A 26,939-nucleotide genomic window follows, 5' to 3' on the forward strand; every position below is an offset into this window, starting at 1 on the left:
GGGGGTGGCGGTAAGGGGCGGGCCCGGTCGAGATAAGCCTGCGGAAGCGCGGCGGGTGGGGGCAGCGGTGCCGCCCGGTGGGGCGGGACCGGCGCCTGGTGGGGCGGGTGCGGCGCCTGGTGGGGCGGGTGCGGTGCCTGCCGGGGCTGGACTGGCGCGGAGCCGGGTGGGGCTTGGCGGGGCTGGACCGGCGCGGAGCCGGGCGGGGCTTGGTGGGCCTGGACCGGCCCCTGGTGGGGCTGGGATGGCGCCTGCTGGGGCTGGATCGGGGCTTGATTGGTCGACGCCCGCGGGGTCTTGTCGCGGCGCCACAGTCCCCATCGGCGGCGCGGTTCGGCCGGTCCGGCTTCCGCGGCGGCGGGCGTTGGCGCGGGTGGTGACGGGGGCGGCGACGCCGTCGCTCCGGCGGGACGCTCGATCCGGGTCGGAGGCAAGGGTGCGTCCGACCGGGTGTGGGGCGTGGCGTTCCCGGGAGAAGGCGCATCGATGCGGGTGGGGGCGGGCGCGTCCATGCGCGTGGGCGGCAGGGGTGCTTCCACACGGGTCGGTGGAAGCGGCTGATCGACGCCGACGGGTGGCAGAGGCGGGCCCGGGGCGGCGGGTGGGACCGGGCGGTCCACGCGGGTCGGCGGCATGGCCTCCGGGAATGGCTCCAGGAAGTCGATGGGGGTGTCCTGGTCGGCCCACGGGTCGACCGGCGGGCTGGTGGACCAGTCCTCGTCGCCCGCCCAGGGGTCCACGGGTGGCGGGGCGGGCTCGTCGGTCGCCGCCCGGCGGCGTTCCCACCAGGATTTCTTCGGCGTGGGCGGTGGGACGGCCGCCGAACCGCTCCAGCGTTGCGGCACGTGCTCGGTCGCCGGGACCGGCCCGTCATCCACCCGGCCGGCGACTGCGGCGTCGAGAGCGGCATCGGCCGCCGGCGATCCAGCGGCTGACGGCGACGGAGATGACCCAGCAGGCGACGGCGATGGTCCAGCGGGCGACGGCGACGGCGATGGTCCAGCGGGCGACGGGGGCGGCCCAGTGGGCGACGGCGACGGTCCAGCGGGCGCGCCTGCGATGTCGCCGTCCGTGGCCCGGAAGCCGGCGGCGGGTGAGTTGAGGGCCGAGGAGCCGGGGGCCGGGGAGCCGGGGGCCGGGGAGCCGGGGGCCGGAGACCCTGCGGCCGGAGACGCTGCGGCCGGAGACGCTGCGGCCGGAGAGCCTGCGGCCGGAGAGCCGGGGGTCGACGTGCTTGGAGTCGGGGCGCTGGTGGCCGACGTGCTCGGGGTTGGGGCGCCGGGAGCGGAGGCGGTGGGTGGCTCGCTGGCGAGGGGGTCTACCCGGGTCGGGTCGGGGCTGGTGGCGGATTCGCCCGCGGCCGGGTCGACCGGCTGCTGGTCGGTCATCCGTCGCTCTCCTCCCGGACGTCGCTGCCTGAGGCCAGGTTAGAGGCGGTGTGCCACTACGCCCACCCGCGAGATCGGCCTCCGGGCATCCAAATGGAACCGGACGCCCGGCAAGATCTCTGGAAGATGACGGACAGAGGGGGCGATGTGCTAGACGGTCCGGAGTCGTATGGTGACCCGGTGGTGACCCGGATATGAACATGACTCAGAGACATGCGATCCACGACACCGGCCTCCGCGACGGGCAGCCGATGCTGTTCGCACATGGATTCGGCTGCGATCAGAACATGTGGCGGTTCGTCGCCCCCGAGTTCGTCGGGACCCATCGGGTCGTGCTCTTCGACCATGTCGGTGCGGGCCGTTCGGATCTGCGGGCGTACGACGAGCGGCGTTATTCGACGCTGGACGGTTACGCGTCCGATGTTCTCGAGATCGTGCACGACCTGGAACTGCGCGACGTGATCTTCGTCGGGCATTCGGTCAGCGCGATGATCGGGGTGCTCGCCGCGGTGCGGGAGCCGGAGCGGTTCGCCAGGCTGGTGCTCATCGGGCCGTCGCCGCGATACATCGACGATGGCGACTACGTGGGCGGGTTCACCAAGGCCGACATCGAGGCGATGCTGGAGTCCCTGGACAGCAACTATCTCGGCTGGTCGAGCACGATGGCGCCGGTCATCATGGGCAATCCGGACCGGCCGGAGCTCGGGCAGGAGCTCACCAACAGTTTCTGTGCCACCGACCCCGAGATCGCCAGGAAGTTCGCGCGCGTGACGTTCATGTCCGACAACCGTGACGACCTGGCGAAGCTGCGTACCCCGGCATTGATTTTGCAGTGCGCCGACGATGTCATCGCGTCGTCGGTCGTCGGCGATTATGTGCACGAGCGCCTCGCGGGGAGCACACTGGTGGCCATGAACGCGACCGGCCACTGCCCGAATCTGAGCGCGCCCGCCGAGACCGTTGCGGCGATCAAGGCGTACATCTGACGGCGATGACGGAGAGCGGCGGTGGTGGGCCGGACGTGACGCAGGACCTGCGTGTTCCCTGGGACGAGGATCCCGGAGATCTGTACGAGCATGCGCCGTGCGGCTACCTGACCATGTTGCCGGACGGCACGATCGTCAAGGTCAACGAGACGTTTCTCGCCTGGACCGGGTACGAGCGGGTGGCGCTCGTCGGCCGCCGGCGGTTCCGGGATCTGCTCAGTCCCGGCGACAAGATCTACTACGAGACGCACTACGCGCCGCTGTTGAGCATGCAGGACGACGTGCTCGAGATGGCGTTCGATCTCGTGCGCGCCGACGGTCGCCGGTTGCCGATCCTGGTCAATTCGATCCTCGGGCGTGACCCGTCCGGGCGGCCGCGGGTGGTGCGGACCACCGTCTTCAACGCCACCGAGCGGCGCGGTTACGAGAAGGAGCTGCTCGCCGCCCGGCGCCTGGCCGAGGCCTCCGAGCAGCGGGTGGGCGCCCTGCAGCAGGTGGTCGCGGATCTTGCGGCGGCCGCCACAGCCGCCGAGGTCGGCGAGGCGGTGGTGCGCGCGCCCGGCTCCGCCTTCGGTGCCGTGGCCGCCCGGGTGTGGCTGCTCGATCCGGACCGCGAGCGGCTGCTCGCCCTGGCCAGCACCGAGATCGGCACCGGGACCAGCGTCGAGAGCGGCACCGGGACCAGCACCGAGATCGGCACCGGGACCAGCGTCGAGAGCGGCGCCGAGCCCGGCGCCGAGCCCGGCGCCGCGGCCGACGACGACGTGCCGCTCGGCTCGTCGCGTCCGGTCGCCGAGGTCGCCCGCCGTGGCGACCTGCACGTCATCGGGTCGGTGGAGGAGGCCGAGCGGCACTTTCCGGAGTTGGCGGCCCCGATGCGCCGCTCGGGTCACCACACCGTGGTGCTGCTCCCGCTCACCGCGGGCTTCGCCGGCGAGTCCATCGGTGCCGACGTGCTCGGGGTGCTCAGCTTCGCCTTCGCCGAGGAGCGCGAGCTGACAGACAGCGAACTGCGGGTGGTCCGGCTGCTGGGACACCAGGCCGGCCAGGCCCTGGACCGCGCCCGGCTGTACGACGACGCCCGGCGCCGCGAGGAGCGGGCCACCTTCCTCGCCGAGACCACCCGAGCGCTCGACGAGGTGCCCCGGCTCATGCTCCGCGCCCGCCGGCTGATCGACCGGTTGGTGCCCGAGGTCGCCGAGTGGGCCGCCATCCGGCTCCAGGTCGGTCCCGCCGGACTGCAGGCCGAGGAGGGCGGTCCCGCGCCCGACCCGGTAGGACTCGCCCAGCGCGTCGCCCTGGTCGGCACACACGGTAAGGCCGAGTTGACGGGCGGTGGTCCGGACCCGGACTACGCCGTCCTGCCGCTGGCTGCCGGCGGCAAGGTCCTCGGCACGCTGGCCCTGCGGATGGCGCCGGGTCGTCGTACGGCCTCCGCCGACGCCGTATTCCTGAACGACCTGGCCGACCGGGCCGGGCTGGCGCTGGAGAACGCCCGCCTCTACGAGCAGGAGCGGGCCGTCGCCCGCACCTTGCAGCGCAGCCTGCTCGCCAGCGACATGCCCACCGATCCGCGCTTCGCGTTGGAGACGCACTATCAGGCCGCCGCCCATGACGTGGAGGTGGGCGGCGACTGGTTCGACGCGTTACTGATCACCCCGGACAGGCTCGCCGTGGTCGTCGGCGACGTGGTCGGCCGGGGTATCGACGCCGCCACCACCATGGGTCAGCTGCGCAGCGCGATCCGGGCGCTCGCGTCGGCCGAGGCCGGCCCCGCGCGGCTGCTGGAGCGGCTCGACCGCTTCGTCGACCGGGTCGAGTCGGCGCGCATGGCGACCGTCGCGTACGCCGAGATCGACCTGACCACGAGCGAGATGACGTACGCCTGCGCCGGACACCTGCCGCCGCTGCTGGCCGAGCCGGGCGCCGCACCGCGCTATTTGCTCGACGGCCGCTCCGGCGCTCTGGGCACCCGGGCCGGGCGCAGGACCCGCCTGGAGCACCGGCTCCGCCTGGCGGCCGGCAGTCGATTGCTGCTCTACACCGACGGGCTGATCGAGCGTCGCCACCGTCGCATCGACGCCGGCTTCGAGATGCTGGCCCGGGCGTACGCGGGCCGTCGCGACTCCCCGCTGCCGGGCCTGACCGCCGGGCTGGCGGAGCGTCTCGTCGGGCGCGAGCACAGCGACGACGTGTGCCTGCTCTGCCTCGCAATCGGCACCGAGGAACGGCTGGAGCGCGCGATCGGCGCCGACCCGATGCAGATCGCGCTGCTGCGCAAGGACATGCGTGGCTGGCTGGCGTCGCACGATGTCGACGACGAGAGCACCCAGGCGGTGCTGCTGGCCTGCTCGGAGGCGGTCGCCAACGCCATCGAACACGGCTACCGCAACGATCCGTTCGGTGTCGTCGACGTCACGGCCGTGGTCTCGGCGGAGGCGATCGAGGTGAAGGTCACCGATCGCGGCGACTGGCGGGTCGCCGGGGAGGAGGTCATGCGTGGCCGGGGACTGCAGCTCATCCACCAGGTGATGGACGACGTGACCTTCGACCGTACGGATGGCACCACGGTGATGATGCGACGAGCCCGACGGGAAGCGGTATGACCGACTGCACCGAACCGCACCCAGGTCCGCCTGCGACGGCCGTGACGGTGAGGGCCAGGAGGGCATGCCAGGAGGGCACAGCATGACCGACCGGTGGGTGACCTTTTCGAAGCTCGGCGACGCCGAGCTGGTACGGCTCGCCGGCGAGATCGACCTGGCGAACGCTCCGGAGCTCTCTCGCGAGATCATCCAGCACACCGGCCGGGCGGGCGCGGTGCTGATCGATCTCACCGCCGTCTCGTTCCTCGACAGCGCCGGGGTGCGGCTGCTCGACACGCTCGTCGGTGACATGGACCACGCCGGAACGCCGGTCCGGCTCGTGGTGGGTGAGAGTGGGCCGGTCCGGATGACCCTTCAGCTGTGCGCATTCCGGGACGATCTAGTGACCACCGACCTCGACCGGGCCGCGGAGGAATTGCGCGGGTAGTCCGCGTACCCTGGAGACCCATGAGCGTCTCTTCCGTCTTTCCGCAGCTCGAGCAGTTGCTGCCCCGGGTCAGCAAGCCGATCCAGTACGTGGGGGGCGAGCTCGGCGCCGTTGTCAAGGACTGGGACGCCACCACCGTCCGGTGGGCCCTGATGTATCCGGACGCGTACGAGGTGGGGCTGCCCAACCAGGGCGTGCAGATTCTGTACGAGGTGCTCAACGAGCAGCCCGACGTGCTGGCCGAGCGGACGTACGCGGTCTGGCCCGACCTCGAGGCGCTGATGAAGGAAGCCGGCGTCCCGCAGTTCACGGTCGACGCCCACCGTCCGGTCCGCGCGTTCGACGTGCTCGGTTTGTCGTTTGCCACCGAGCTCGGTTACACCAACATGCTCTCGGCGCTCGATCTCGCCGGCATCCCGCTGAACAGCGCCGACCGCGGTGACGACGACCCGATCGTGTTGGCCGGCGGCCACGCCTCCTTCAACCCCGAGCCGATCGCGGACTTCATCGACGCCGCGGTGCTCGGCGACGGCGAGGAGGCGGTCCTCGAGATCACCGGCATCATCCGGGAGTGGAAGGCCGAGGGGTGCCCGGGCGGCCGCGACGAGCTGCTGTTGCGCCTCGCCCGCACCGAGAGCATCTATGTGCCGCGCTTCTACGACGTGGACTACCTCCCGGACGGGCGGATCCAGCGGGTCGTGCCCAACCGCCCCGACGTGCCGTTCCGGGTGGCCAAGCGCACGACGATGGACCTGGACGCCTGGCCGTACCCGAAGAAGCCGCTGGTCCCGCTCGCCGAGACGGTCCATGAGCGCTATGCGGTGGAGATCTTCCGCGGCTGCACCCGCGGCTGCCGGTTCTGCCAGGCGGGCATGATCACCCGGCCGGTCCGCGAGCGGTCGATCACCACGGTGGGCCAGATGGTCAAGGAGGGCCTGGAGTTCTCCGGATTCTCCGAGGTCGGCCTGCTGTCACTCTCCAGCGCCGACCACTCGGAGATCGGTGACATGTGCTCCGGCCTCGCCGAGCAGTATGCCGACACGAACGTCTCCCTGTCGCTGCCGTCGACCCGGGTGGACGCCTTCAACATCGACCTGGCTCAGGAACTGTCGCGCAACGGGCGCCGCACCGGCCTCACGTTCGCGCCGGAGGGTGGTTCCGAGCGGATCCGCAAGGTCATCAACAAGATGGTGACCAAGGAGGATCTGATCCGGACGGTCGTCACCGCGTATTCCAACGGCTGGCGGCAGGTGAAGCTGTACTTCATGTGCGGCCTGCCCACCGAGACCGACGACGACGTGCTCGAGATCGCGCACATGGCGCACGAGGTGATCCGGGCCGGCCGGGCGGCCGCCGGCACCAAGGACATCCGCTGCACGGTGTCGATCGGCGGGTTCGTGCCCAAGCCGCACACCCCGTTCCAGTGGGCGCCGATGGAGCGCCCGGAGGTCATCGACAACCGCCTCAAGCTGCTCAAGCAGGAGATCAACAGCGATCGCTCGCTGGGTCGGGCGATCGGCTACCGCTATCACGACGGCGAGCCGTCGCTGATCGAGGGCCTGCTGTCGCGCGGCGACCGCCGGGTCGGTGCGGTGATCCGGCGCGTGTGGGACAAGGGCGGGCGGTTCGACGGCTGGTCGGAGCACTTCTCGTACAGCCGCTGGGTCGAGGCCTGCGCCGAGGTCCTGCCGGGGTTCGGCGTCGACCTGGACTGGTTCACCACCCGCGAGCGCGAACAGCTCGAGGTGCTGCCCTGGGACCACCTCGACTCCGGGCTGGACAAGGACTGGCTCTGGCAGGACTGGCAGGACTCGATGAGCGAGTACGAGCAGGACGACTGTCGCTGGACGCCGTGCTTCGACTGTGGTGTCTGCCCATCGATGGACACCGAGATCCAGATCGGCCCGACCGGGAAGAAGCTGCTGCCGCTGACCCCGGTCAACGGCCTGCGCACCCCGGCACATACTCACTAAGGGGACAGAGCCATCGCCAAGAATCAACCAGTGGGCGGTCAGGCGCCGGTCGTGCAGCGCATCCGCCTCCGGTATGCCAAGCGGGGGCCGTTGCGTTTCACCTCGCACCGCGACTTCGCGCGAGCCTTCGAGAGGGCGCTGCGGCGTGCGGGCGTACCGATCGCCTTCTCTCAGGGGTTCTCCCCCCACCCCAAGATTTCGTACGCGAGCGCCGCGCCCACCGGGGTCGGCAGCGAAGCGGAGTACCTGGAGATCGGCCTTCAGGCCGAGGCCGACCCGGCGGCCGTGCGAGCGGCTCTCGACGCGGCGTTGTCGCCCGGTTTGGATGTTCTTGACGCGGTCGTGGCGCGCGAGGGCAGCCTCGCCGACCGGATCGACGCCTCTCGGTGGCGCATCGAATTGCCCGAGGTCGAAACGGCGGTTGCGGAGAAGGCTGTCGAAGCCTTCCTCGCGGCGAGCGAGGTGCAGGTCGAGCGCATGACCAAGCAGGGACGCCGCTGTTTCGACGCCCGTCAAGCAGTGACATCCTTCGTGGTGAACGACGAGTCTGACGCACCTTCCGGGGCTGCGGCGGCACCGTGTGCGATAATCGACCTTGTCGTGCGGCAGGTCACTCCCGCCGTTCGGCCCGATGACGTCATGTCCGGCCTGCGCGTGGTGGCCGGTCTGGAGCCGCCGGTGCCCCCACGGGTGACCCGGCTGGCCCAGGGCTCGCTCACCCCGCAGGGGGAGATCGTCGATCCGTTGGACGCGGATCGCGAGGACGCACCCATCGGAGGGCGCTAGCCGGTTCGGCCGGTGCCCGCGTTGGCAGACTTCGCCAAGCCCGTCCGATGAGTGTCGGGTCCGCGAAAAACTTGCGGCGACCCTGCGTGGCAGCGCTTACCCGCGCCCGGGGCCGCCAGAACTGGAGAGCGCCCCATGCTCGATAACGAGCCACAGGGCGGTGAACGGGAAGAGGTGTCCGCACCTCCTGCCGTCGATGCCGCCGAGAGCACCGCACCCGCGCGCCGGACGCGCGCACCGCGCCGCAAGGCCGCCGCAACGGCGGCCGTGCCGGCCGACGCGCCGGGCACCGAGCCCGGTGCGGCCGACGAGGCGGCGAACGCCGTCGACGCGGCCGCCATGGCCGACGCCCCCGCGGCGCCGGTGAAGGCGACCCGCAGCCGGGCCAGGAAGAAGGCCGTCCCGGCGGCCGCCACCCCGGAGCCCGATTCCGAGGCGACGGGGACTCCGGCCGGTGATGCCGAGGCAGAGGCCCCGGCGCCCCCGGTCAAGGCGACCCGCAGCCGGGCCCGGAAGAAGGCTGCCCCGGCAGCCCCGGCCGAGGCCCCGGAGGACACCCCGGTCGTGGAGGCCGAGGTTCCGGCCCCGGTCGCCGAAGTGCCGGCCGACGAGCCGGCCGACGAGCCGGTCGAGGAAGAGGAAGAAGAGGAACAGGCCACGGAGCCGGCCGGCGTGCCGGTCGTCGGCGTGCTGCCCCTGGACGACGACTTCGTCGAGGAGGCGCCCACCCGGCGTCGGGGGCGCAAGGCCGCGCTGCCTCCCGCCGTACTCTTCATGCCGCCGGAACCCGACGCCGAGCCGGCGCCCGCACCCCGGCGCGGTCGGCGTGGCGCGGCCGTGGCCGCCGTCACCGAGCCGATCGCCGAGCCGGAGACGTCCGCCGAGCCGGTGCCGGCAGCGGAGGAGTCCGCCGAGGGCACCCGCAAGACCCGGCGCCGCCGCCGGGGCGCCGCGGCGGAGGCCGACGAGCCCACGACCGCCGAGATCACCGAACAGCCCGCGCTGGAAGAGGCCGACGAGAGCGCCGACGACGTCGAGGAGGGCGCTGAGGACGACCTCGACGACGAGGACGCCAACGCCCGTCGTCGCCGCCGGCGGGGACGCCGCGGCCGCGGCCGCGGCAAGGGCCCGTCCGACGAGGGCGATGAGGGCGACGAGGGCGGCTCCGACGAGGTCGCCGAGACCGAGACCGAGGCCGAGGCCGACGTCGAGGAGGACGCCGAGGACGGCGACGGGGTCACCCGCAGGCGTCGTCGCCGGCGCCGCAAGGGCTCCGGCGACGCCGAGACCGGCGGGGTCGAGGACGGGGTGCACACCGTCGTGCGGGTGCGCGAGCCGCGCCGCAGCGACGAGGTGCAGGGTGTCTCCGGCTCCACCCGGCTGGAGGCGAAGCGGCAGCGTCGGCGCGACGGCCGCGAGCAGCGGCGCACCCGGCCGCCGATCCTGAGCGAGTCGGAGTTCCTGGCCCGCCGCGAGGCGGTCGACCGGGTCATGGTCGTGCGGCAGAAGCCGGACCGCACCCAGATCGCCGTGCTCGAGGACGGCATCCTCGTCGAGCACTACGTGTCGCGTTCCACCTCGGGGACCATGGTCGGCAACGTCTACCTCGGCAAGGTGCAGAACGTGCTGCCGAGCATGGAGGCGGCCTTCGTCGACGTCGGCCGCGGCCGCAACGCCGTCCTGTACGCCGGCGAGGTCAACTGGGACGCCACCGGGCTGGAGGGCCGCGCCCGTTCGATCGAGCAGGCGCTGCGCTCCGGCGACTCGGTGCTGGTGCAGGTCACCAAGGACCCGATCGGGCACAAGGGTGCCCGGCTGAGCAGCCACATCGCGCTCTCCGGCCGGCACCTGGTCTACGTGCCCAACGGCAACGCCTCGGGCATCAGCCGCAAGCTGCCGGACAACGAGCGCAAGCGGCTGCGGGACGTGCTGAAGAAGCTCGTGCCGGACGGCGCCGGCGTCATCGTGCGTACCGCCGCGGAGGGCGCCTCCGAGGAGGAACTGGAGCGCGACGTCACGCGGCTGCAGGCGCAGTGGGAGGACATCCAGGCCAGGGCCGCCGAGGGTGCCGCGCCGCGCCCGCTGTCGGAGGAGCCCGACCTGGTCATCCGCGTGGTCCGGGACCTCTTCAACGAGGACTTCCGCGACCTGATCGTGCAGGGTGACCAGGCGTACCAGGAGATCGAGAACTACCTCGAGTCGGTCTCCCCGGACCTCATGGAGCGGCTGCACCGGCACACCGGCGCGGGCGACGTCTTCGCCGAGAAGCGGGTCGACGAGCAGATCCTCAAGGCCCTCGACCGCAAGGTCTTCCTGCCCTCCGGCGGTCACCTGGTGATCGACCGCACCGAGGCGATGACCGTGGTCGACGTCAACACCGGCAAGTACACCGGTGCGGGCGGCAACCTGGAGGAGACGGTCACCCGCAACAACCTGGAGGCGGCCGAGGAGATCGTGCGGCAGCTGCGCCTGCGCGACCTCGGCGGCATCGTGGTGATCGACTTCATCGACATGGTGCTGGAGAGCAACCGCGACCTGGTGCTGCGGCGGCTCACCGAGTGCCTGGGCCGGGACCGGACGAAGCACCAGGTCACCGAGATCACCTCGCTGGGCCTCGTGCAGATGACCCGCAAGCGCATCGGTGCCGGGCTGCTCGAGGCGTTCAGCGAGAACTGCGAGCACTGCAAGGGCCGCGGTCTGGTCATGCACACCGAGCCGGTGCCGGAGAAGCGGTCGTCGGGCGCGGTCACCCAGGTCAAGGCCGTCGCCGCGGCGGTGCGCACCGAGGCGCCGGCCCAGCCGACCCAGCCGGCTTCATCGTCGCGGTCCCGGCGGCGCCGGGGCGGGGGCGGGGATCAGGCGGCGGTCGAGCCGGCCCAGATCGACGCCGCCCAGATCGACGCCGCCCAGATCGACGCCGAGCCGGTCGCGGTCGAGTCGGCCTCGGCCGAGGTGGCACCCGAGCACCGCACGGAGGATCCCGTGGCGGAGACGGCCGGTCTGCCGCCGACCGAGTCCGGGGTCGCCACCCCGGCGGGATCGGGCGTGATCACGCGGGCGCCGCAGGTCGCGAGCACCGAGGACGAGGACGAGTACGACATCAGCGGCTACGACCTCTCCCGGTACGAGACGAACGGCTCGTACGCGGATGAGCCGCTGCGGCTGACCGGGTCCGACGACCCGGACGCGGCCGACGACGAGGACGTGGACGAGGACGGCGACGACGACGAGCCGGTCGGCGCCGGTGCGGGAGGCCGACGGCGCTCCCGGCGCGGCGGCTCCCGGCGGCGGACCCGCCCGTAACACCCGCGGATCCGGGCGGTTCGGCAGGTTTCGCCTGCTGGGCCGCCCGGGCCGGGCATGCTGATCGATGTCGGCTACCCTCGACCTCCCCGTCCCGTCCCGAGGAGCCAGATCACCATGCGACGCCTGCTGTGCGCGACCGCTCTGAGCGGCGCCCTTCTCGTGCTCGGCGCCTGCACCGCCGACAAGTCGGCCGACTCCACCGCCACCCCAGCGACCGTGGTTTCCGCCACCGCGGAGCCCGGTGGCAGTGGCGCGCCCACGCCGGCCGGTTCCTCCGCCGCGGGCGGCGACGCCGCGCTCAAGGGCAACACCAAGGCGATCTGCGACCAGGCCGCGCGGACCGGCGGGGAGGCCGCCGACAAGTTCGCCCAGGACCTCAAACTGCTGATCGAGGCCGAAACGGCACAGGATCCCGCCGCGGTGACCAAGGCGCGGGCGAAGACCAGCCGGGACGTGGAGAACTACGCGTCCGCCCTCGCCGACATGGCGAAGCTCGCCTCCGAGCCGGAGCTCAAGAAGGCCCTCTCCGCCATGGGTAAGAAGGTCTCGACGCTCAAGGGCGACATCCGCAAGCTCGTCCCGAGCGACTTCGTGGAGCTGCAGGACACGCTGGCCAAGGCCTGTGGCGTCGCCTGAGCGTCTCCCCGGTTTGGGTGGCGCCCCAGGAATGAAGTACGCTATCCGTCGGCGCTTTTTCAAGCGCTGTGCTCCCGTGCGCGAGGCAGTGATCTGCGGCGCCGAGGGCCCGAGTTACATCCGCCAAGCAGCGATTTCCGCTGCGTAAGTCTCAGGGAGTCCGCGTCCGATGTACGCGATCGTCAAGACCGGCGGCAAGCAGTACAAGGTTGCCGAGGGCGACGTGATCGAGGTCGAGAAGCTCGCGGGTGTTCCCGGCGACTCGCTGACACTCGCCGCGATCCTCCTCGTCGACGGTGACAACCTGGTGACCGATGCGGCCAAGCTTGCCAACGTGACGGTGTCCGGCGAGATCGCCGAGCACACCAAGGGTCCGAAGATCCGGATCCACAAGTTCAAGAACAAGACCGGATACCACAAGCGCCAGGGGCACCGTCAGCCGCTGACCCGCGTCAAGGTGACCGGCATCTCCAGCGGGAAGTAGGGGCGAACCGCCATGGCTCACAAAAAGGGTGCTTCCAGCTCGCGGAACGGCCGTGACTCCGCCGCTCAGCGGCTCGGAGTGAAGCGGTTCGGCGGCCAGCTGGTCAACGCCGGCGAGATCATCGTCCGCCAGCGCGGCACGAAGTTCCACCCGGGCGACCTGGTCGGCCGCGGTGGCGACGACACGCTGTTCGCGCTCGCCGCGGGCAACGTGCTCTTCGGTCACAAGCGTGGTCGCAAGACCATCAGCATCGTGCCGGTCGCGGCCGAGTAAGTCCGGTCGCGTCACGCGGGCCGGCCGCGGCGAGACTTCTCGCGGCGGGCCCGACAGCGTTGCAGCGGGCCGTGGACCTTCCGGGGTCCGCGGCCCGCTGTCTTTGTTCCACCGGCTTCCGCACGTCGCGGCCGCCGCTCGCAACAGTGGGAGTACCGAAGTGGCTACGTTCGTCGACCGGGTTGTGCTGCACCTGCAGGCAGGTGACGGTGGTCACGGCTGTGTGTCCGTGAAGCGGGAGAAGTTCAAGCCCCTGGGCGGCCCCGACGGCGGCAACGGCGGACACGGTGGCGGCATCACTCTCGTCGTCGACCCGCAGCAGCACACGCTGCTCGACTTCCACTTCCGTCCGCACGTCAAGGCGCAGAACGGCGTCGGCGGCATGGGCGACAACCGTGACGGCGCCAACGGCGGCGATCTCGTGGTCAAGGTGCCCGACGGCACCGTCGTGCAGACCCCCGACGGCGAGGTCATCGCCGACCTGATCGGTGCGGGCACCACCTTCGAGGTGGCCCGCGGCGGCCGGGGCGGGCGTGGCAACGCGTCGCTGGCCAACACCCGCCGCAAGGTTCCCGGCTTCGCCGAGCTGGGCGAGCCCGGCGACCACCTCGACGTGGTCCTGGAGCTCAAGAGCGTCGCCGACGTCGGCCTTGTGGGCTTCCCCTCGGCGGGTAAGTCGTCGCTCATCTCGGTCATCTCCGCGGCCAAGCCGAAGATCGCCGACTATCCGTTCACCACGCTGGTGCCGAACCTCGGTGTCGTGCAGGCCGGCGACGAGACCTTCACGGTCGCGGACGTGCCGGGCCTCATCCCCGGCGCCGCCACTGGCAAGGGGCTGGGCCTGGAGTTCCTGCGGCACATCGAGCGCACCTCCGTGCTGGTCCACGTGCTCGACGCGGCGGCGCTCGAGATCGAACGCGATCCGATCGCCGACCTGGACGCCATCGAGGCGGAGCTGAGCGCGTACGGCGGGCTGGAGGACCGGCCCCGCATGGTCGTCCTCAACAAGATCGACATCCCGGACGGTCGCGACCTCGCCGAGATGGTGCGGCCCGATCTCGAGGCCCGCGGCCTGCGCGTGTTCGAGGTCAGCGCGATCACCCGCGAAGGGCTCAAGGAGTTCCTGTACGCCCTGGCCGAGGCCGTCGCCGCGCACCGCCTGGCCAAGCCCGCGCCCGAGCCGAGCCGAGCGGTGGTCCGCCCGCGCGCGGTCGACGAGAAGGGCTTCACGATCGAGCAGGACGCCGAGGGCGTCTTCGTGGTGCGCGGCATTCAGGTCGAGCGCTGGATCCGCCAGACGAACTTCGACAACGACGAGGCCATCGGATATCTCGGCGACCGCCTGGAGCGCCTCGGCGTGGAGGCGGCGCTGGCCAAGCAGGGCGCCAAGGCCGGCGACCCGGTCCGCATCGCCGACCGCGAGTTCGACTGGCACCCCAACACCGGCGAATACGTCTCGGGCCCGCGCGGCACCGACGTCCGCCTCGAGGACGACGCGAACCGGGCTACCGCCGCCCAGCGCCTCGCCGCCCGCAAGGCCCGCCGCATCCGCTCCGACGACGAACTCCTGCACATGAACTCCGACGGCCAGGTCTCCACCGTCGCCATGTCCACCAAGCCGGTCCTGGTCAGCGACGACGAGAACGACGACACCGACGACACCGACGCTTAACGCAACCAAAGTCGCACAGCGGCTCCCCAGGGGCGCAGTGCCCGCCGAGCGGAGCGAGGCCATGACAACACCGAGTTTGACGCGCGCTGAGGCTGTTTCGCGGGCTGCCGCGATCACCGTCACCGGATATGACATCGCTCTTAATCTCACCGGTGGCGGTGACACCTTTCATTCCCGGACGGTGATCGCCTTCGATGCGGCGCCGGGCGGCACGTCCTTTGTCGAGTTGGAGCCCGCGGAGTTGGTGTCCGCGACGCTCAACGGTGTGGCGCTGGAGCCGTCCGCTCTGGCGGAGGAGCGGCTGACGCTGACCGGTCTGGCGGCGACCAACGAGCTCGTGGTCGAGGGCGAGATGCGCTACTCGAACACCGGTGAGGGCCTGCACCGTTTCGTCGACCCGGCCGACGGTCGCGTGTATCTCTACGCGCACATGTTCCTCGACGGGGCACGTCGGATCTTCCCCAGTTTCGACCAGCCCGATCTCAAGGCGCCGGTCACCTTGACCGTCACCGCTGAAGAGGGCTGGCTCGTGGCCGCCAACGGCGAGCGGGCGGATGCCGCGCGGGGCGGCACGTGGCGGTTCGCGCCGACGAAACCGCTGTCCACGTATCTGATCTCGCTGATCGCCGGGCCGTACCACGCGCGCACGGACTCCCACGACGGCATTCCGCTCGCGCTCTATTGCCGGCAGGCGCTCGCCGAACACCTCGACGAGCAGGCCGACGAGCTCTTCACGATCACGAAGCAGTGCTTCGACCGGTACCACGAGCTGTTCGACGTCCGGTATCCGTTCGGCCACTACCAGCAGGCGTTCGTGCCGGAGTTCAACTTCGGCGCGATGGAGAACCCGGGCCTGGTGGTCTTCCGGGACGAGTTCGTCTTCCGGTCCGCGGTCACCGACGGCGAGCGGGAGCAGCGCGCCATGGTGATCGCCCACGAGATGGCGCACCAGTGGTTCGGCGACCTGGTCACCATGGCGTGGTGGGACGACCTGTGGCTCAACGAGTCGTTCGCCGAGTATCTGGGCACCCGGATCACCGCCGAGGCGACCCGGTTCACCGAGACCTGGACGACCTTCGCGATGCAGCGCAAGGCCTGGGGGATGCGCGCCGACCAGCGCCCCTCGACCCATCCGGTCGCGCCCAGCGACGTCGACGACACCGCCCTGGCCCTGCTCAACTTCGACGGCATCTCGTACGCGAAGGGCGCCGCGGTGTTGCGCCAGCTCGTCGCGTACGTGGGGGACAAGGCCTTCATGGCCGGGCTGAACGAGCATTTCGCCGCGCACGCGTTCGGCAACGCCACCCTGGCCGATCTGCTCGGTGCCGTCTCCCGGGCGAGTGGGCGCGACCTGAGCGCCTGGGCCGGGGTGTGGCTGCGCCGCGCCCAGGTCAACACCTTGAGGGCCGAGGTGGAGCGCACCGACGACGGCCGCTACGCGCGGGTCACGCTCGTGCAGACGGCTCCGGAGGAATTTCCGACGCTGCGCCCGCACAAGCTCTGTGTGGGCCTCTACGACCACGGCGCCGACGGGGTGGTCACCCGGCGGCGCCTGCTCGAGGTCGAGGTGGATCCGCTCGGTGACGACGGCCGGACGCCGCTGCCCGAGCTGACCGGGGAGCCCGCCGCCGACCTGCTGCTCGTCAACGACGGGGACCTCACGTACGCGAAGGTGCGCCTCGACGAGGCCTCGGCGGACGCCGTGCCGATGTTGTTGCCGCTGTTGGAGAATTCCCTGGCCCGCGCGCTGATCTGGGGCGCGATGCTGGACGCCGTCATCGACGCCGAGCGGCCGGTGGCGGAGCTGGTCACGCTCGTGCTCGCCGCCCTGCCGGTCGAGCGGGAGGTGGTCGTCGTCGAGGACGTGCTGCGGATGACCCGGTCGCTGGTGGATCGCTATCCCACGCCGGAGACCCGGCCGGCCGCCCTGGAGCTGCTCGCCCAGGCCTGCGACCGGCTGGTGGCCGCGGCGGAGCCGGGCAGCTCGCGTCAGCTGGCGGGGGTGCGCGGTCTGATCGGCGCGAGCGTCGACACCGTACGCCTGGACGGCTGGTTGGCCGGTGAGAACGTGCCCGAGGGTGTGGCCGTCGACGCGGACCTGCGCTGGTTGATCCTGTACCGCCTGGTCGTGCTGGGTGCGGCCGGACCCGAGCGGATCGAGGCCGAGCTCGCCGCCGACCGCAGCGCCTTCGGGGAACAGGCGGCGGCCCGGTGCCGCGCCGCAGTGCCCGACGCCGGCGCCAAGGCCCGTGCCTGGGAGCTGATCCTGCGTGATCCGGAGGCGTCCAACCGCATTCTCGAGGCCACGGCGCAGGGCTTCTGGCAGCCGGAGCAGCTCGATCTCGTCACCGACTACGCCGAGCGCTACTTCGCCGAGGTCGCGGGGCTGTTGGAGCGCCGTACCGGCATGAGCGGGGAGCGGGTGGCCGCCGCGGCGTACCCGTCGGTGGTCGTGTCGCCACGCACCAGGCAGCTGGCCGCGGAGCTGTTGGCGGATCCCGGCATCTCGTCGATCGCGCGGCGGGTGGTGACCGACGGCGATGACGACATCCGCCGGGCGCTCCGGGCGCGGGGTGCATGATTTCGCCCCTCGATACCCGTTCGAGCCGATAGCCTCGCAGTTACGGGGGGTGAGCGGTGGAATGGTCCGAAGAGCTGTCCAGCGGCCTGCTGCAGGCCGCCCCGGACGCGATCGTGGTCCTGGACGGGGACCGCGTCGTCCTGGTCAATGACCGGGCCGAGGAGGTCTTCGGGTGGCCGCGCGCCGACCTGCTGGGCCGTGACGCTCAGGTGCTGCTCACCGACGCGGCGTCGTTCACCGGCAAGGCGGGCACGGTCGTCGTGCAGGGCCGTCGCCGCGACGGCGCGGAGTTTCCGGCGGAGGCGTCGCTGGGGGTCGTGGAGGTGCCGCAGGGCCGGCTCACCGTCGCCGTCATCCGGGATGTCACAGGGCGTCACCAGCCCCGCGCCGAGGCCCACAGCCAGCGCACTCAGCGGCTGGAAGCGCTGGGCAAGCTCGCCGGCGGCGTCGCGCACGACTTCAACAACCTGCTCGGTGTGATCGTCAACTACGCGAACTTCGTCGTCGAGGAGACGGAGGCGCCCACCCCGGACGTCACCGCGATCGCGGCCGACGCCCGCCAGGTGATCAAGGCCGGCGAGCGGGGCACCGGGCTGACCCAGCAACTGCTGAAGTTCGCCCGGCGTGAGGTCGTCCGCCCGCAGCTCCTGGACCTCAACGAGGTCATCGCGGCGGCCGAGGGCGCTCTGCGCGGTGCGATCGGCGAGGACGTCCGGCTGATCATCCGGCCGGCCGACGCGCTCCCGCCGGTCACCTGCGACCCCGGGCAGCTCGATCAGCTCCTGGTCAGTCTCGCCACCAACGCCCGCAATGCCATGCCGTCGGGCGGCAACCTCGTGATCGACACCGCCTGTTCCCGCCTGTCGCCGGACGAGCATCCTGAGCTCCCGGCGGGTGACTACGTGCGGTTGCGGGTGTCGGACTCCGGCCGTGGCATGACGCCGGACGTGGTCGAGCGCGCGTTCGAACCCTTCTTCACCACGAAGCCCAACCATGAGGCGACCGGGCTGGGCCTGGCCACCGTGTACGGCATCGTCACGCAGGCCAGCGGCAGCGTGAGCCTGGCCTCGGAGCCGGGCGTGGGCACCACCGTGACCGTGCTGCTGCCGGCGTCGGAGGGCACGAAGCCGGAACCGGAGCCCGAGGCCGATCCGGCGACCACCGCCGGGTGCGGGGAGACGCTGCTGGTGGTCGACGACGAGTCGGCCCTGCGCGACGTCGCGGGACGGATCCTCTCCGGTGCGGGCTACCGGGTGCTCGCGGCCGACGGCGGCGCCCAGGCGCTGGAGCTGGCCCGGCTGCACGACGGCACGATCGACCTGCTGGTCAGCGACGTCGTGATGCCCGGCATGCTCGGCAAGGAGCTGGCCGAGCGGATCACCGACGTGCGCCCGGACACCCGGGTGCTGTACATGTCCGGCTATGCGCAGCCCGTGCTCGCCTCGAAGGGGACGCTCGATCCGGGCGTGGCGCTGCTGGAGAAGCCGTTCACCGCCGCGGACCTGCTGACCGCCGTCCGCAAGCGGCTCGACGGCTGACCGGCCGCCTGATCTAGGATGCGCCGATGCGCGGGCGGCGACGGATCGGAATCATGGGCGGGACCTTCGACCCGATCCACCACGGTCACCTGGTGGCGGCGAGCGAGGTGCAGAGCCGCTTCGAGCTGGACGAGGTCGTCTTCGTGCCCACCGGTCAGCCGTGGCAGAAGGGCCGGGTCAGCGCCGCCGAGGACCGCTATCTGATGACCGTCGTCGCGACGGCCTCCAACCCGCACTTCCACGTCAGCCGGGCGGACATCGACCGCGACGGGCCGACCTACACCGTGGATACGCTGCGGGACCTGAGCGCCGTCTACGGCCCGGACGCCGAGCTCTTCTTCATCACCGGCGCCGACGCGTTGGCGAAGATCCTGTCGTGGAAGGACGCGCTGGAGATGCTCTCGCTGGCGCACTTCGTGGGCGTCACCCGGCCCGGGTTCGAGCTCTCCGACGCGCACCTGCCGGCCGATTCGGTCACCCTGGTCGAGGTGCCGGCCATGGCGATCTCGTCCAGCGACTGCCGGGCGCGGGTCGCCGAGGGGCAGCCGGTCTGGTACCTCGTACCCGATGGTGTGGTGCAGTACATCGCCAAACGACGGCTCTATCGCGAATAACAGACCTTTTCTGGTTGTTTGTCCGACTCGGGTTATCACACCGGTGTGAGACGCTAGTACCTCTGACACCGAACGAGGGGAGACCGGTGCCCGTCACCGAACGCGCCCGCGAGCTCGCGTTGACGGCGGCCCAGGCCGCTGCCGACAAGAAGGCGCAGGACATCGTCGTCATCGACGTCGCTGAGCAGCTCTACATCACCGACGCGTTCGTCATCGCGTCGGCGTCCAACGAGCGGCAGGTGATCGCCATCGTCGACGCCGTCGAGGAAGCTCTGATCAACCTGCCGGAGAAGGCCAAGCCGGTCCGCCGTGAGGGCGAGCGGCAGGGCCGTTGGGTGCTGCTCGACTACATCGACATCGTCGTGCACATCCAGCACACCGAGGAGCGGGAGTTCTACGCCCTCGACAAGCTGTGGAAGGACTGCCCGACGGTTCCGTTCGTCGACCGCGACATGGTCGACGCCGACTCCTCCGGCGCCGCATGACCACCACCCGTCTCGTCGTCTGGCGGCACGGCAACACCGACTGGAACGCGGCGGGCCGCGTCCAGGGCCAGACCGACGTCCCGCTCAACGCCCTGGGCGAGCAGCAGGCCGTCGACGCGGCCGAGCTGCTCGTCCGGCTGCGCCCCGACGCGCTCTTCTCCAGCGACCTGAGCCGGGCCGCGGACACCGCCGCCGCCCTCGCCGCCCTCACCGGCCTGTCCGTCAAGCGCGACGAGCGGCTGCGCGAGCGTCACTTCGGTGCCTGGCAGGGCCTCACCATGGCCGAGGTCATCGAGACCCGCCCCGACGAGCACGCCGCCTGGAAGGCCGGGGCCGACGTGGTGGGCGGCGGCGTCGAGACCCTGGACGATCTCGGCAAGCGGGTCGGCGACGCGCTCCAGGCCGCGGTCGACGCCGTTCCGCCCGGCGGCACCGTCGTGGTGGCCACCCACGGTGGGGCCGCCCGCCAGGGCACCGGCCACCTGCTCGGCTGGCCCCGGGAGCAGCTGCGGACCCTGCGCGCCCTGCAGAACTGCCACTGGACGGAGCTGAGCCACGACGACGTCCGAGGCTGGCAGCTCGCCGCCTACAACGTCGGCCCGTTCTCCGAGCGCCCGGTCCCGTCCGCGCACTGATCATCCGTTCCGCCCGACGGGCGGAACGGATCCGGTCCCGGTAGCGTCCAAGGCATCATGATCATTCAACGTATGACTCTCGTCGCCTCGGCTCTGGTCGCGCTGTCCGTCGCGGGCTGCGCCAACGGCACCGGATCCGAGGCCGGCACAGTTCCGGCCGGCGCTCCCGCCGCGGAGACGCCGTCGTCCGCACCCGTTCCGTCCGCCGTGCCCACCCCCGCCAGCCCCTCCGGCTCCGCCAAGCAGAAGCCGGGCGCCAAGCCGGGTGCGAAGCCGCCGGCCGCGAGCGGCAGCCGGACGATCTCCGGCCGGATCACCGCCGGCGTCGAGCCCAACTGCCTGCTCCTCGGCGACAACCTGCTCGTCATCGACCAGGAATCCCTGCGCGCCAAGGCCAAGGTCGGCGCCGAGGTCACCGTCACGGGCCGTGCCGAGCCCGGCATGATGAGCACCTGTCAGCAGGGCACGCCGTTCATGGTCACCACTATCCGCGCGAACTAGGCGACGATCCGCTACGGTGCCCGCATGCCCGTCGCGGTCGTCACCGACTCCACCGCGTACCTGCCGGCCGAGTTGAGCGGAAGGTATGACCTGACCGTCGTGCCCCTCACCGTCGTGATCAACGGTGACGAGGGGCTCGAGGGGGAGGAGATCTCCCCGGCCCAGGTGGCGCTCGCGCTCGGCGCCCGGCGCTGCGCCGTCAGCACCTCACGGCCCGCCCCGGAGCAGTTCGCCCGCGCGTACCGGAAAGTGCTGGACGACGGCGCCGACAGCATCGTCTCCGTGCACCTGTCCGCGAAGCTTTCCGGAACGTTCGAGGCGGCCACGCTGGCCGCGGCCGCTATCGGGCCGCAGGTCGAGGTCGTGGACAGCCAGACGACCGGAATGGGGCTCGGCTTTGCCGCCCTCGCCGCGGCCGCCGCGGCAGACCTGGGCGACAATCTGGATTCCGTACGGCGGACAGCCGTCGACCACGCCTCCCGGGTCAGCACCCTCTTCTACGTGGACACCCTGGAGTTCCTGCGGCGCGGCGGCCGCATCGGCGCCGCCTCCGCCCTGCTCGGCACCGCCCTGTCGGTGAAGCCCATCCTGCACATGGCCGACGGCGCGATCGTCGTCCGCGACAAGGTCCGCACGGCCGGGCGTGCCCTCGCCCGGCTCGTGGACCTGGCGGTGGAGGCGTCCGGCAGCGGCGAGGCCGACATCGCCGTCCACCACCTGGGAGCGGCCGACCGGGCGGCGGCGCTGGCGGACGCCGTCTCGGACCGACTCGGCGACCGGCTCCGCGACTGCTACATCACCGAGATCGGCGCGGTGGTGGCCGCGCACGTCGGCCCGGGCGTCGCCGCCGTGGTGGTCCACCGCAGGGCTTAACCCTCAGGCCAGGCTTCTCCCCGCCAGCGCTCGGGATTCAGACCCTGGGCGGTCAGGTGGTCGCTGATCTCTTCCCACGGCCGTACGGTCTCGCCGCACTGCACCTCGTCGGCGCACGGCAGCAGTGCGGGCCCGTTCGACGCCCACACCGCACGGGTCCGGCCGTCCGGGGTGATCAGCAGCTCGGCGGCGAGCGGAAGACGCTCGGCCTGACGCGCGTAGCCCCAGGAGGCGATGACGGCCTCGGATCGGCGTACGCAGACCCAGAACGGCGATCCGGGCTCCGCCGTGTAGGGCACTGTGCGGCCGCGCTCGTCCGACACGTACGCCATCGGGGTGATCGCCCGTGGCGAGCGCAGGAAGATCGCCTCGGCCCGGGCGAACAGGTCGGGGAGATGGTCGCTGCCGTCCGCGGTGACCAGCAGCGTGCCGCGCTCGGGCGCGAAAGCGACCGGGACGCCGCCGACCTGCCCGGCCAGGCCGGCGAGCCAGCCGTCGATCAGCAGATGCGAGGTCCAGTACGCGTCGCCGTCGTCGACGAACCGCACGACCACCGGCTCGTCGGCGGCGCCGAGAAGCTTGGCACCCGAGAGATTGGCCCGCGCGGCCGCGAAGACCTCGTCGTCGGTGACACCCCAGCCGTGCGCGGCGTTCACGTACGTCATGGTGTCGGGCTGATCGACCACGACGAACTCGGCCAGGAACGGCAGCGCCGGACGGTGCAGCGGCGTCGTCACCTCGGCGGGCGGGGTCACGCCGCGCAGGACGGGACGCAGCAGGGGGCGTGCCTGCGCCCAGGTGGCCGGCAGGCCCGGCGCCCGCAGCAGCCCGGCGACGAAATCGTCGACGCGCCCGCGGTGGACCTCGTCGAGCCGCAGCACGCTCGGCTCGTCGTCGCCGGGGCGGACGAAGCGCACCGTGAAGGAGGCGGAGTGGTAGCGGGCCTCCCGCACGCCGGCACGGCGCAGCCGCCTGATGACCTGGCCGGCCAGGCGCGCGCGGGCGATCCTCCGCAACAAGCCCACGGCGCTCGTGCCCTTCCGCGTGTCGGTGGGCGCCGACCTTATCCCGTCGCTCTGGTGGCTGTCACGACCGTGGCCTCCAGGTCGTCATCAGTGTGAATTGCGGCGTGCAGGCCGGCCGCCCGTACCGTCGCGGTCGCGGGCTTGATCTGCTCCCCGGTGATCTCCGACAACAGCACGCCGGCGGGGGCCAGCCACCCGGCGGCCTCGGCGACGACGGCGCGGAAGACGTCCAGGCCGTCCTCGCCGCCGTCCAGGGCGGTGTGCGGTTCGTGCAGACGCGCCTCGGCGGGAAGGAAGGGGATGTGCCGGGTGGCGACATAGGGCACGTTGGCGAGCAGAACCCCGATGCGACCCCGCAAGCCGTTCGGCAGGGCGGCGAAGAGATTCCCCTGGTGTACGCCGGTGCCGAGGTTGTCACGGGCGCAGGCGACGGCGACGGGATCGCTGTCCGTGGCGTACAACTCGACACCGGGTTCGCGGTGGCGCACGGCCAGCCCGAGCGCGCCCGAGCCGCAGCAGAGGTCGACGACGACGGTGCCCGGGCCGGCGTGAGTGGCGGCGAGTCTCACCAGCAGCTCGCTGCGGAGCCGGGGGACGAAGACGCCGGGGCCCAGCCGGACCCGCACGCCGCAGAAGTCGGCGTACCCGACGACCTGCTCGAGGGGCTCGCCGGCGGCCCGGCGCCGGACCGACCCGGCCAGGGCGGCGGCGTCCGCGGCGGCCTCGGCGAGCACCGTGGCCTCCTCCTCGGCGAAGACGCAGCCCGCGGCGCGGAGCCGGGTCACAGCCTCGGCCAGGTCCGCCGGTAGCACAGATTTCATCGAACTCCCGGTTGTCCACAATGCGCCGTCGTCCACAAGCGGCGGCGCGGGTCATGATGGCGAAACCCTACGGTCGCGGGGTGCGTGAGGAGAACAACCCCGAGGCTTCGGTACGCGCCAGGCTGATGACAGTGCTGACGGTGCCGGCCGTGTCGTCGGCCGACCCGCGATGGCCCGCTCCGGGCGGGCCCGCGCTGAGCTGGGCGGAGGTCGTGCCCGGATGGCCCGACGACGTGGTCATCACGGCCCCGCCGGTCGCCGAGGCTGACCCGGGGGACGCCACCGGAGAGACGGATCTCGCTTGCCGGCCTCCCTGGAGCGGCGACTCCAGCAGCGCGGAGCCCGCGCTCAGTGGTGCCGGCGCCTTCGGGGGCGGCGCTCCGGGTTCGCGGCTCGGCCTGTTCGATCCCGGGCGGCGTGGCGTCCGGGCCCTCGCGGCCGTCGCGGTCGTCGTCGTGGTGATCGCTGCGGTGCTCGCCTGGCGGGCGCGGCCCCGGATCGAGCCGGCCAGCCCACCGCTCGCCGCCGCCGAGCCCACATCCTCCTCCCCGCCCACCGAGGAGGTGGTGGTGGCGGTCGGCGGCAAGGTGCACAAGCCCGGGTTGGTCCAGCTCGCCCCCGGATCCCGGGTGGCCGACGCGGTGCGGGCCGCCGGCGGTGCCCGGCCCGGCGTCGACGTCGCGCCGCTCAACCTGGCCCGCAAGGTCGTGGACGGCGAGCTCATCATGGTGGGCGTCCCGCAGCCGCCCGGCGCCGCCCCCGCCGGAGGCGGCACGTCCGCCGGCGGTCTCGTCAACCTCAACACCGCCACGATCGCGGACCTCGACACCCTTCCCGGCGTCGGCCCGGTGCTGGCCCAGCGCATCCTCGACGCCCGCGACGCCCAGGGCGGCTTTCGCGCCGTGAGCGACCTCCGCAAGGTCGACGGCATCGGGACGGCACGGTATGAGCAGCTCCAAGACCTGGTGACCGTATGAAGGCGCCGGATCTGCGCCTCGCCGGGTTCGCCGTCGCGCTCTGGCTGGCCGCCCTCGCCGCCCTGCATCTGCCGTTCCGCGCCGGGCTGGGCGTCGCCGCCATCGCGCTTCTGTCCGCCGCCGCGACTGGTCTTCTTCGCGTCCGGCGCCCCGACGGGGCGGGGCGGGCCGCGCGGTTCGTGGTGGCGTCGATGCTGCTCGGAGCCGGGTGCGGAGCCGCCGCCACGTCCGCGCGGGTCGCTGTGCGGGAGGCAGGCCCGCTGGCTGCCCTGATCGCCGCCGGCGCCACCGTACGGGTGGAGCTCACCGTGCGCGACGATCCCCGCCCGATCGACGGCTCGCCGGGCCTGCCACCCACCTACCTGGTCTCGGTGGACCTGACCCGCGTGCACCCCGAGGACGGTCCCTCGATGCGGCTGTCGGCCCGCGCCCTCGTGCTCGGTGCGGACCCCGCCTGGCGTTCCCCGCTGCCCGGGCAGCGGGCGTCGGCCACCGGACGGCTGCTGGCGCCCCGGGGCGGCGACCTGCGGGCCGCCGTGCTGTCCGTCAAGGATCCTCCGCGGTTCATCGGTCGGTCGTCTTCCGCGCAGCGTGCGGCCGGCCATCTGCGGTCCGGGTTGCAGCGTGCGTGCGCGCCCCTGCCGGACGACGTCGGCGGCCTGCTGCCGGGGCTGGTCGTGGGGGACACGAGCCGGATGGACCCCGCCCTCGAAGAGGATTTCCGCGTCACCGGCATGACGCATCTCAATGCTGTCAGCGGCGCCAACGTGGCGATCATCATCGGCGTGGTGCTGTTCCTCGTGCGGTGGGCCCGGGCCGGGCCCGTCGTCACCGCGTTGATCTGCGCCGCCGCCCTGGTGGGCTTCGTCATCCTCGCGCGCCCCTCGCCGAGTGTCGTGCGGGCCGCGGCGATGGGCGCGATCGGGCTGTTCGGCCTCGCGGCGGGACGCCCCCGGGCCGCGGTGCCCGCGCTGGGCGCCGGGATCGCGGTCCTGATCCTGGCCGATCCCGAGCTGGCCGGTGATGTGGGCTTCGCCCTGTCCGTGCTGGCGACGGCCGGATTGCTGCTGATCGCGCCGGTGTGGCGTGACGCGTTGCGGCGGCGGGGATGGCCGGTCGTGGCGGCCGACGCGCTGGCGGTTCCCGCGGCGGCCCAGGTCGCCTGCGGGCCCGTGGTGGCGGCGATCTCCGGCGGTGTCAGCCTGGTCGCCATACCGGCGAACCTGTTGGTCGTGCCGGCCATCGCCCCCGCGACGCTCCTGGGCGTCTCCGCCGCCGTGCTGTCGCCCGTGTGGCCGGCCGGTGCCGAGTTCGCGGCGTGGGTGGGGCAGTGGCCCGCGCGGTGGCTCGTGCTCGTCGCCACGCACGGAGCCCGCGTTCCGGCCGGAACGCTGCCCTGGCCCGGCGGTGTGACCGGCGCCCTCCTGCTCGGCGCCCTCACCGTCACGTTGCTGGTCGCGGCCCGCCGGCCCCTGGTGCGACGGCTGGTCGCCGTGGTCGCGGCCGGGGCGATGCTCGGAGCCCTGCCGGTGCGTCTGCTGGCGTCCGGCTGGCCGCCGCCGCGCTGGATCGTGGTGACGTGCGCGGTCGGGCAGGGCGACGCCGTGGTGCTGCCCGCGGGGAAGGGACGGGCGATCGTCGTCGACGCCGGCCCCGAGCCGACGGCGGTGGACCGCTGCCTGCGACGCCTCGGCGTCCACGAGGTGGCGCTGTTCGTCGTCAGCCACTTCCACGTCGACCACATCGGCGGCATGGCCGGGGTGTTCCGGGGCCGTCGGGTCGGCGCGGTGGTCACCCCCGACTGGCCCGAGCCGCCGGGCGGTCGCGCCGCCGTCGCCGCCCAGTCGGCGGCCGCCCGGGTGCCCGTGGCCGCGGTGCGTCCGGGGTGGACATATGCGACGGAAGGCCTCGCGGTGACCGTGATCGGCCCCATCGAGCCGTTGCGTGGCACCAACTCGGATCCGAACAACAATTCCCTCGTGCTCCGCGCCCGGGTGGGCGGGCGGACGATAGTGCTGCCCGGCGATGCTGAGACCGAGGAACAGCAGGAACTGCTCGGTCACCTCGGGCCTCGAGCGGTGCGGGCCGACGTGCTGAAGGTGGCGCACCACGGGAGTGCGTACCAGTCGGCCGAGTTCGTCGACGCGGTGGATCCGGCGGTCGCACTGGTGTCGGTGGGACGCGACAACGACTACGGGCATCCGAACGCGGCGCTGATGGCGCGCCTCGGCCGGGACGGGGCACGGGTGCTGCGTACGGATGAAGGAGGTGATCTGGCGGTCGTGCTGGCCGGGAACGGCCTCGCGGTCGTCGCGCGCGGCTCCTGAACGGTGATCCCGCTCACCGTGTCGT

Annotated in this window: 21 protein-coding genes; 19 read left to right on the forward strand and 2 right to left on the reverse strand. The window is 72.3% G+C overall.

Annotated elements, in window-relative coordinates; genetic code table 11:
* The first annotated feature begins 1,588 nt into the window (after positions 1-1,588).
* The 17 genes from AB0M36_RS32795 to AB0M36_RS32875 all read left to right on the forward strand — a co-directional run bounded on the left by AB0M36_RS32795 (position 1,589) and on the right by AB0M36_RS32875 (position 21,764).
* The gene (locus AB0M36_RS32795; RefSeq protein WP_364165640.1) at positions 1,589-2,374 is read left to right on the forward strand and encodes an alpha/beta hydrolase; all 786 of its coding nucleotides are present in this window, start codon (positions 1,589-1,591) and stop codon (positions 2,372-2,374) included.
* 5 nt (positions 2,375-2,379) lie between these two features.
* Positions 2,380-4,980 (forward strand): SpoIIE family protein phosphatase, encoded by a 2,601-nt coding sequence (locus AB0M36_RS32800; protein ID WP_364165643.1) that lies wholly within the window; start codon positions 2,380-2,382, stop codon positions 4,978-4,980.
* An 82-nt stretch (positions 4,981-5,062) separates the two neighbouring features.
* A complete protein-coding gene (locus tag AB0M36_RS32805; RefSeq protein ID WP_364165646.1) occupies positions 5,063-5,407 on the forward strand; it encodes an STAS domain-containing protein in 345 nt (114 codons plus the stop codon).
* A gap of 20 nt (positions 5,408-5,427) precedes the next feature.
* On the forward strand, positions 5,428-7,380 hold the full coding sequence (locus AB0M36_RS32810) for a TIGR03960 family B12-binding radical SAM protein (protein WP_364165649.1): 1,953 nt from the start codon (positions 5,428-5,430) through the stop codon (positions 7,378-7,380).
* A 51-nt stretch (positions 7,381-7,431) separates the two neighbouring features.
* A complete protein-coding gene (locus tag AB0M36_RS32815) occupies positions 7,432-8,166 on the forward strand; it encodes a TIGR03936 family radical SAM-associated protein (protein WP_364165914.1) in 735 nt (244 codons plus the stop codon).
* Between the two features lie 135 nt (positions 8,167-8,301).
* Positions 8,302-11,469, forward strand: coding sequence for an Rne/Rng family ribonuclease (locus AB0M36_RS32820; RefSeq protein WP_364165652.1), 3,168 nt, complete (start codon positions 8,302-8,304; stop codon positions 11,467-11,469).
* A gap of 117 nt (positions 11,470-11,586) precedes the next feature.
* On the forward strand, positions 11,587-12,108 hold the full coding sequence (locus AB0M36_RS32825; protein ID WP_364165655.1) for a hypothetical protein: 522 nt from the start codon (positions 11,587-11,589) through the stop codon (positions 12,106-12,108).
* Between the two features lie 169 nt (positions 12,109-12,277).
* Positions 12,278-12,592, forward strand: a complete 315-nt coding sequence (gene rplU / locus AB0M36_RS32830) for a 50S ribosomal protein L21 (protein WP_364165658.1) — start codon at positions 12,278-12,280, stop codon at positions 12,590-12,592.
* A gap of 12 nt (positions 12,593-12,604) precedes the next feature.
* Positions 12,605-12,865, forward strand: coding sequence for a 50S ribosomal protein L27 (gene rpmA / locus AB0M36_RS32835; RefSeq protein ID WP_364165661.1), 261 nt, complete (start codon positions 12,605-12,607; stop codon positions 12,863-12,865).
* A 160-nt stretch (positions 12,866-13,025) separates the two neighbouring features.
* Positions 13,026-14,537, forward strand: a complete 1,512-nt coding sequence (obgE, locus tag AB0M36_RS32840; RefSeq protein ID WP_364165664.1) for a GTPase ObgE — start codon at positions 13,026-13,028, stop codon at positions 14,535-14,537.
* A gap of 61 nt (positions 14,538-14,598) precedes the next feature.
* Entirely contained in the window at positions 14,599-17,118 is a 2,520-nt protein-coding gene (gene pepN / locus AB0M36_RS32845) for an aminopeptidase N (protein ID WP_364165667.1), read from the forward strand.
* 56 nt (positions 17,119-17,174) lie between these two features.
* Positions 17,175-18,656 (forward strand): ATP-binding protein, encoded by a 1,482-nt coding sequence (locus AB0M36_RS32850; RefSeq protein WP_364165670.1) that lies wholly within the window; start codon positions 17,175-17,177, stop codon positions 18,654-18,656.
* Between the two features lie 26 nt (positions 18,657-18,682).
* Complete coding sequence (nadD, locus tag AB0M36_RS32855) at positions 18,683-19,270, forward strand: nicotinate-nucleotide adenylyltransferase (RefSeq protein WP_364165672.1); 588 nt, start codon at positions 18,683-18,685, stop codon at positions 19,268-19,270.
* A gap of 86 nt (positions 19,271-19,356) precedes the next feature.
* On the forward strand, positions 19,357-19,755 hold the full coding sequence (rsfS, locus tag AB0M36_RS32860; protein WP_364165675.1) for a ribosome silencing factor: 399 nt from the start codon (positions 19,357-19,359) through the stop codon (positions 19,753-19,755).
* Positions 19,752-20,390, forward strand: coding sequence for a histidine phosphatase family protein (locus tag AB0M36_RS32865; RefSeq protein ID WP_364165677.1), 639 nt, complete (start codon positions 19,752-19,754; stop codon positions 20,388-20,390). The genes rsfS and AB0M36_RS32865 overlap by 4 nt, the downstream gene beginning before the upstream one ends.
* Positions 20,391-20,447: 57 nt before the next feature.
* The gene (locus AB0M36_RS32870) at positions 20,448-20,891 is read left to right on the forward strand and encodes a hypothetical protein (RefSeq protein WP_364165679.1); all 444 of its coding nucleotides are present in this window, start codon (positions 20,448-20,450) and stop codon (positions 20,889-20,891) included.
* A gap of 24 nt (positions 20,892-20,915) precedes the next feature.
* Positions 20,916-21,764: a DegV family protein gene (locus AB0M36_RS32875; protein WP_364165681.1), complete on the forward strand. Its 849-nt coding sequence runs from the start codon at positions 20,916-20,918 to the stop codon at positions 21,762-21,764.
* On the opposite strand, the gene AB0M36_RS32880 is transcribed toward AB0M36_RS32875, so the two are convergent.
* Positions 21,761-22,789, reverse strand: a complete 1,029-nt coding sequence (locus AB0M36_RS32880; RefSeq protein ID WP_364165684.1) for a hypothetical protein — start codon at positions 22,787-22,789, stop codon at positions 21,761-21,763. The genes AB0M36_RS32875 and AB0M36_RS32880 overlap by 4 nt on opposite strands.
* 38 nt (positions 22,790-22,827) lie before the next feature.
* Positions 22,828-23,610 (reverse strand): putative protein N(5)-glutamine methyltransferase, encoded by a 783-nt coding sequence (locus tag AB0M36_RS32885; protein WP_364165687.1) that lies wholly within the window; start codon positions 23,608-23,610, stop codon positions 22,828-22,830.
* A gap of 80 nt (positions 23,611-23,690) precedes the next feature.
* Between AB0M36_RS32885 and AB0M36_RS32890 the strand changes: the two genes are divergently transcribed.
* Entirely contained in the window at positions 23,691-24,587 is an 897-nt protein-coding gene (locus AB0M36_RS32890; RefSeq protein ID WP_364165690.1) for a ComEA family DNA-binding protein, read from the forward strand.
* On the forward strand, positions 24,584-26,914 hold the full coding sequence (locus AB0M36_RS32895; RefSeq protein ID WP_364165693.1) for a ComEC/Rec2 family competence protein: 2,331 nt from the start codon (positions 24,584-24,586) through the stop codon (positions 26,912-26,914). The genes AB0M36_RS32890 and AB0M36_RS32895 overlap by 4 nt, the downstream gene beginning before the upstream one ends.
* Positions 26,915-26,939 lie beyond the last annotated feature (25 nt).

Source organism: Actinoplanes sp. NPDC051346, from assembly GCF_040682215.1.
Lineage (GTDB): Bacteria > Actinomycetota > Actinomycetes > Mycobacteriales > Micromonosporaceae > Actinoplanes.

What these genes read in the sequence shown, in the direction of transcription:
- AB0M36_RS32795 (WP_364165640.1), top strand. Translation starts at nt 1,589, where the DNA reads ATGACTCAGAGACATGCGATCCACGACACCGGCCTCCGCGACGGGCAG.
- AB0M36_RS32800 (WP_364165643.1), top strand. Translation starts at nt 2,380, where the DNA reads ATGACGGAGAGCGGCGGTGGTGGGCCGGACGTGACGCAGGACCTGCGT.
- AB0M36_RS32805 (WP_364165646.1), top strand. Translation starts at nt 5,063, where the DNA reads ATGACCGACCGGTGGGTGACCTTTTCGAAGCTCGGCGACGCCGAGCTG.
- AB0M36_RS32810 (WP_364165649.1), top strand. Translation starts at nt 5,428, where the DNA reads ATGAGCGTCTCTTCCGTCTTTCCGCAGCTCGAGCAGTTGCTGCCCCGG.
- AB0M36_RS32820 (WP_364165652.1), top strand. Translation starts at nt 8,302, where the DNA reads ATGCTCGATAACGAGCCACAGGGCGGTGAACGGGAAGAGGTGTCCGCA.
- AB0M36_RS32825 (WP_364165655.1), top strand. Translation starts at nt 11,587, where the DNA reads ATGCGACGCCTGCTGTGCGCGACCGCTCTGAGCGGCGCCCTTCTCGTG.
- rplU (WP_364165658.1), top strand. Translation starts at nt 12,278, where the DNA reads ATGTACGCGATCGTCAAGACCGGCGGCAAGCAGTACAAGGTTGCCGAG.
- rpmA (WP_364165661.1), top strand. Translation starts at nt 12,605, where the DNA reads ATGGCTCACAAAAAGGGTGCTTCCAGCTCGCGGAACGGCCGTGACTCC.
- pepN (WP_364165667.1), top strand. Translation starts at nt 14,599, where the DNA reads ATGACAACACCGAGTTTGACGCGCGCTGAGGCTGTTTCGCGGGCTGCC.
- nadD (WP_364165672.1), top strand. Translation starts at nt 18,683, where the DNA reads ATGCGCGGGCGGCGACGGATCGGAATCATGGGCGGGACCTTCGACCCG.
- AB0M36_RS32865 (WP_364165677.1), top strand. Translation starts at nt 19,752, where the DNA reads ATGACCACCACCCGTCTCGTCGTCTGGCGGCACGGCAACACCGACTGG.
- AB0M36_RS32870 (WP_364165679.1), top strand. Translation starts at nt 20,448, where the DNA reads ATGATCATTCAACGTATGACTCTCGTCGCCTCGGCTCTGGTCGCGCTG.
- AB0M36_RS32875 (WP_364165681.1), top strand. Translation starts at nt 20,916, where the DNA reads ATGCCCGTCGCGGTCGTCACCGACTCCACCGCGTACCTGCCGGCCGAG.
- AB0M36_RS32885 (WP_364165687.1), bottom strand. Translation starts at nt 23,610, where the DNA reads ATGAAATCTGTGCTACCGGCGGACCTGGCCGAGGCTGTGACCCGGCTC.
- AB0M36_RS32895 (WP_364165693.1), top strand. Translation starts at nt 24,584, where the DNA reads ATGAAGGCGCCGGATCTGCGCCTCGCCGGGTTCGCCGTCGCGCTCTGG.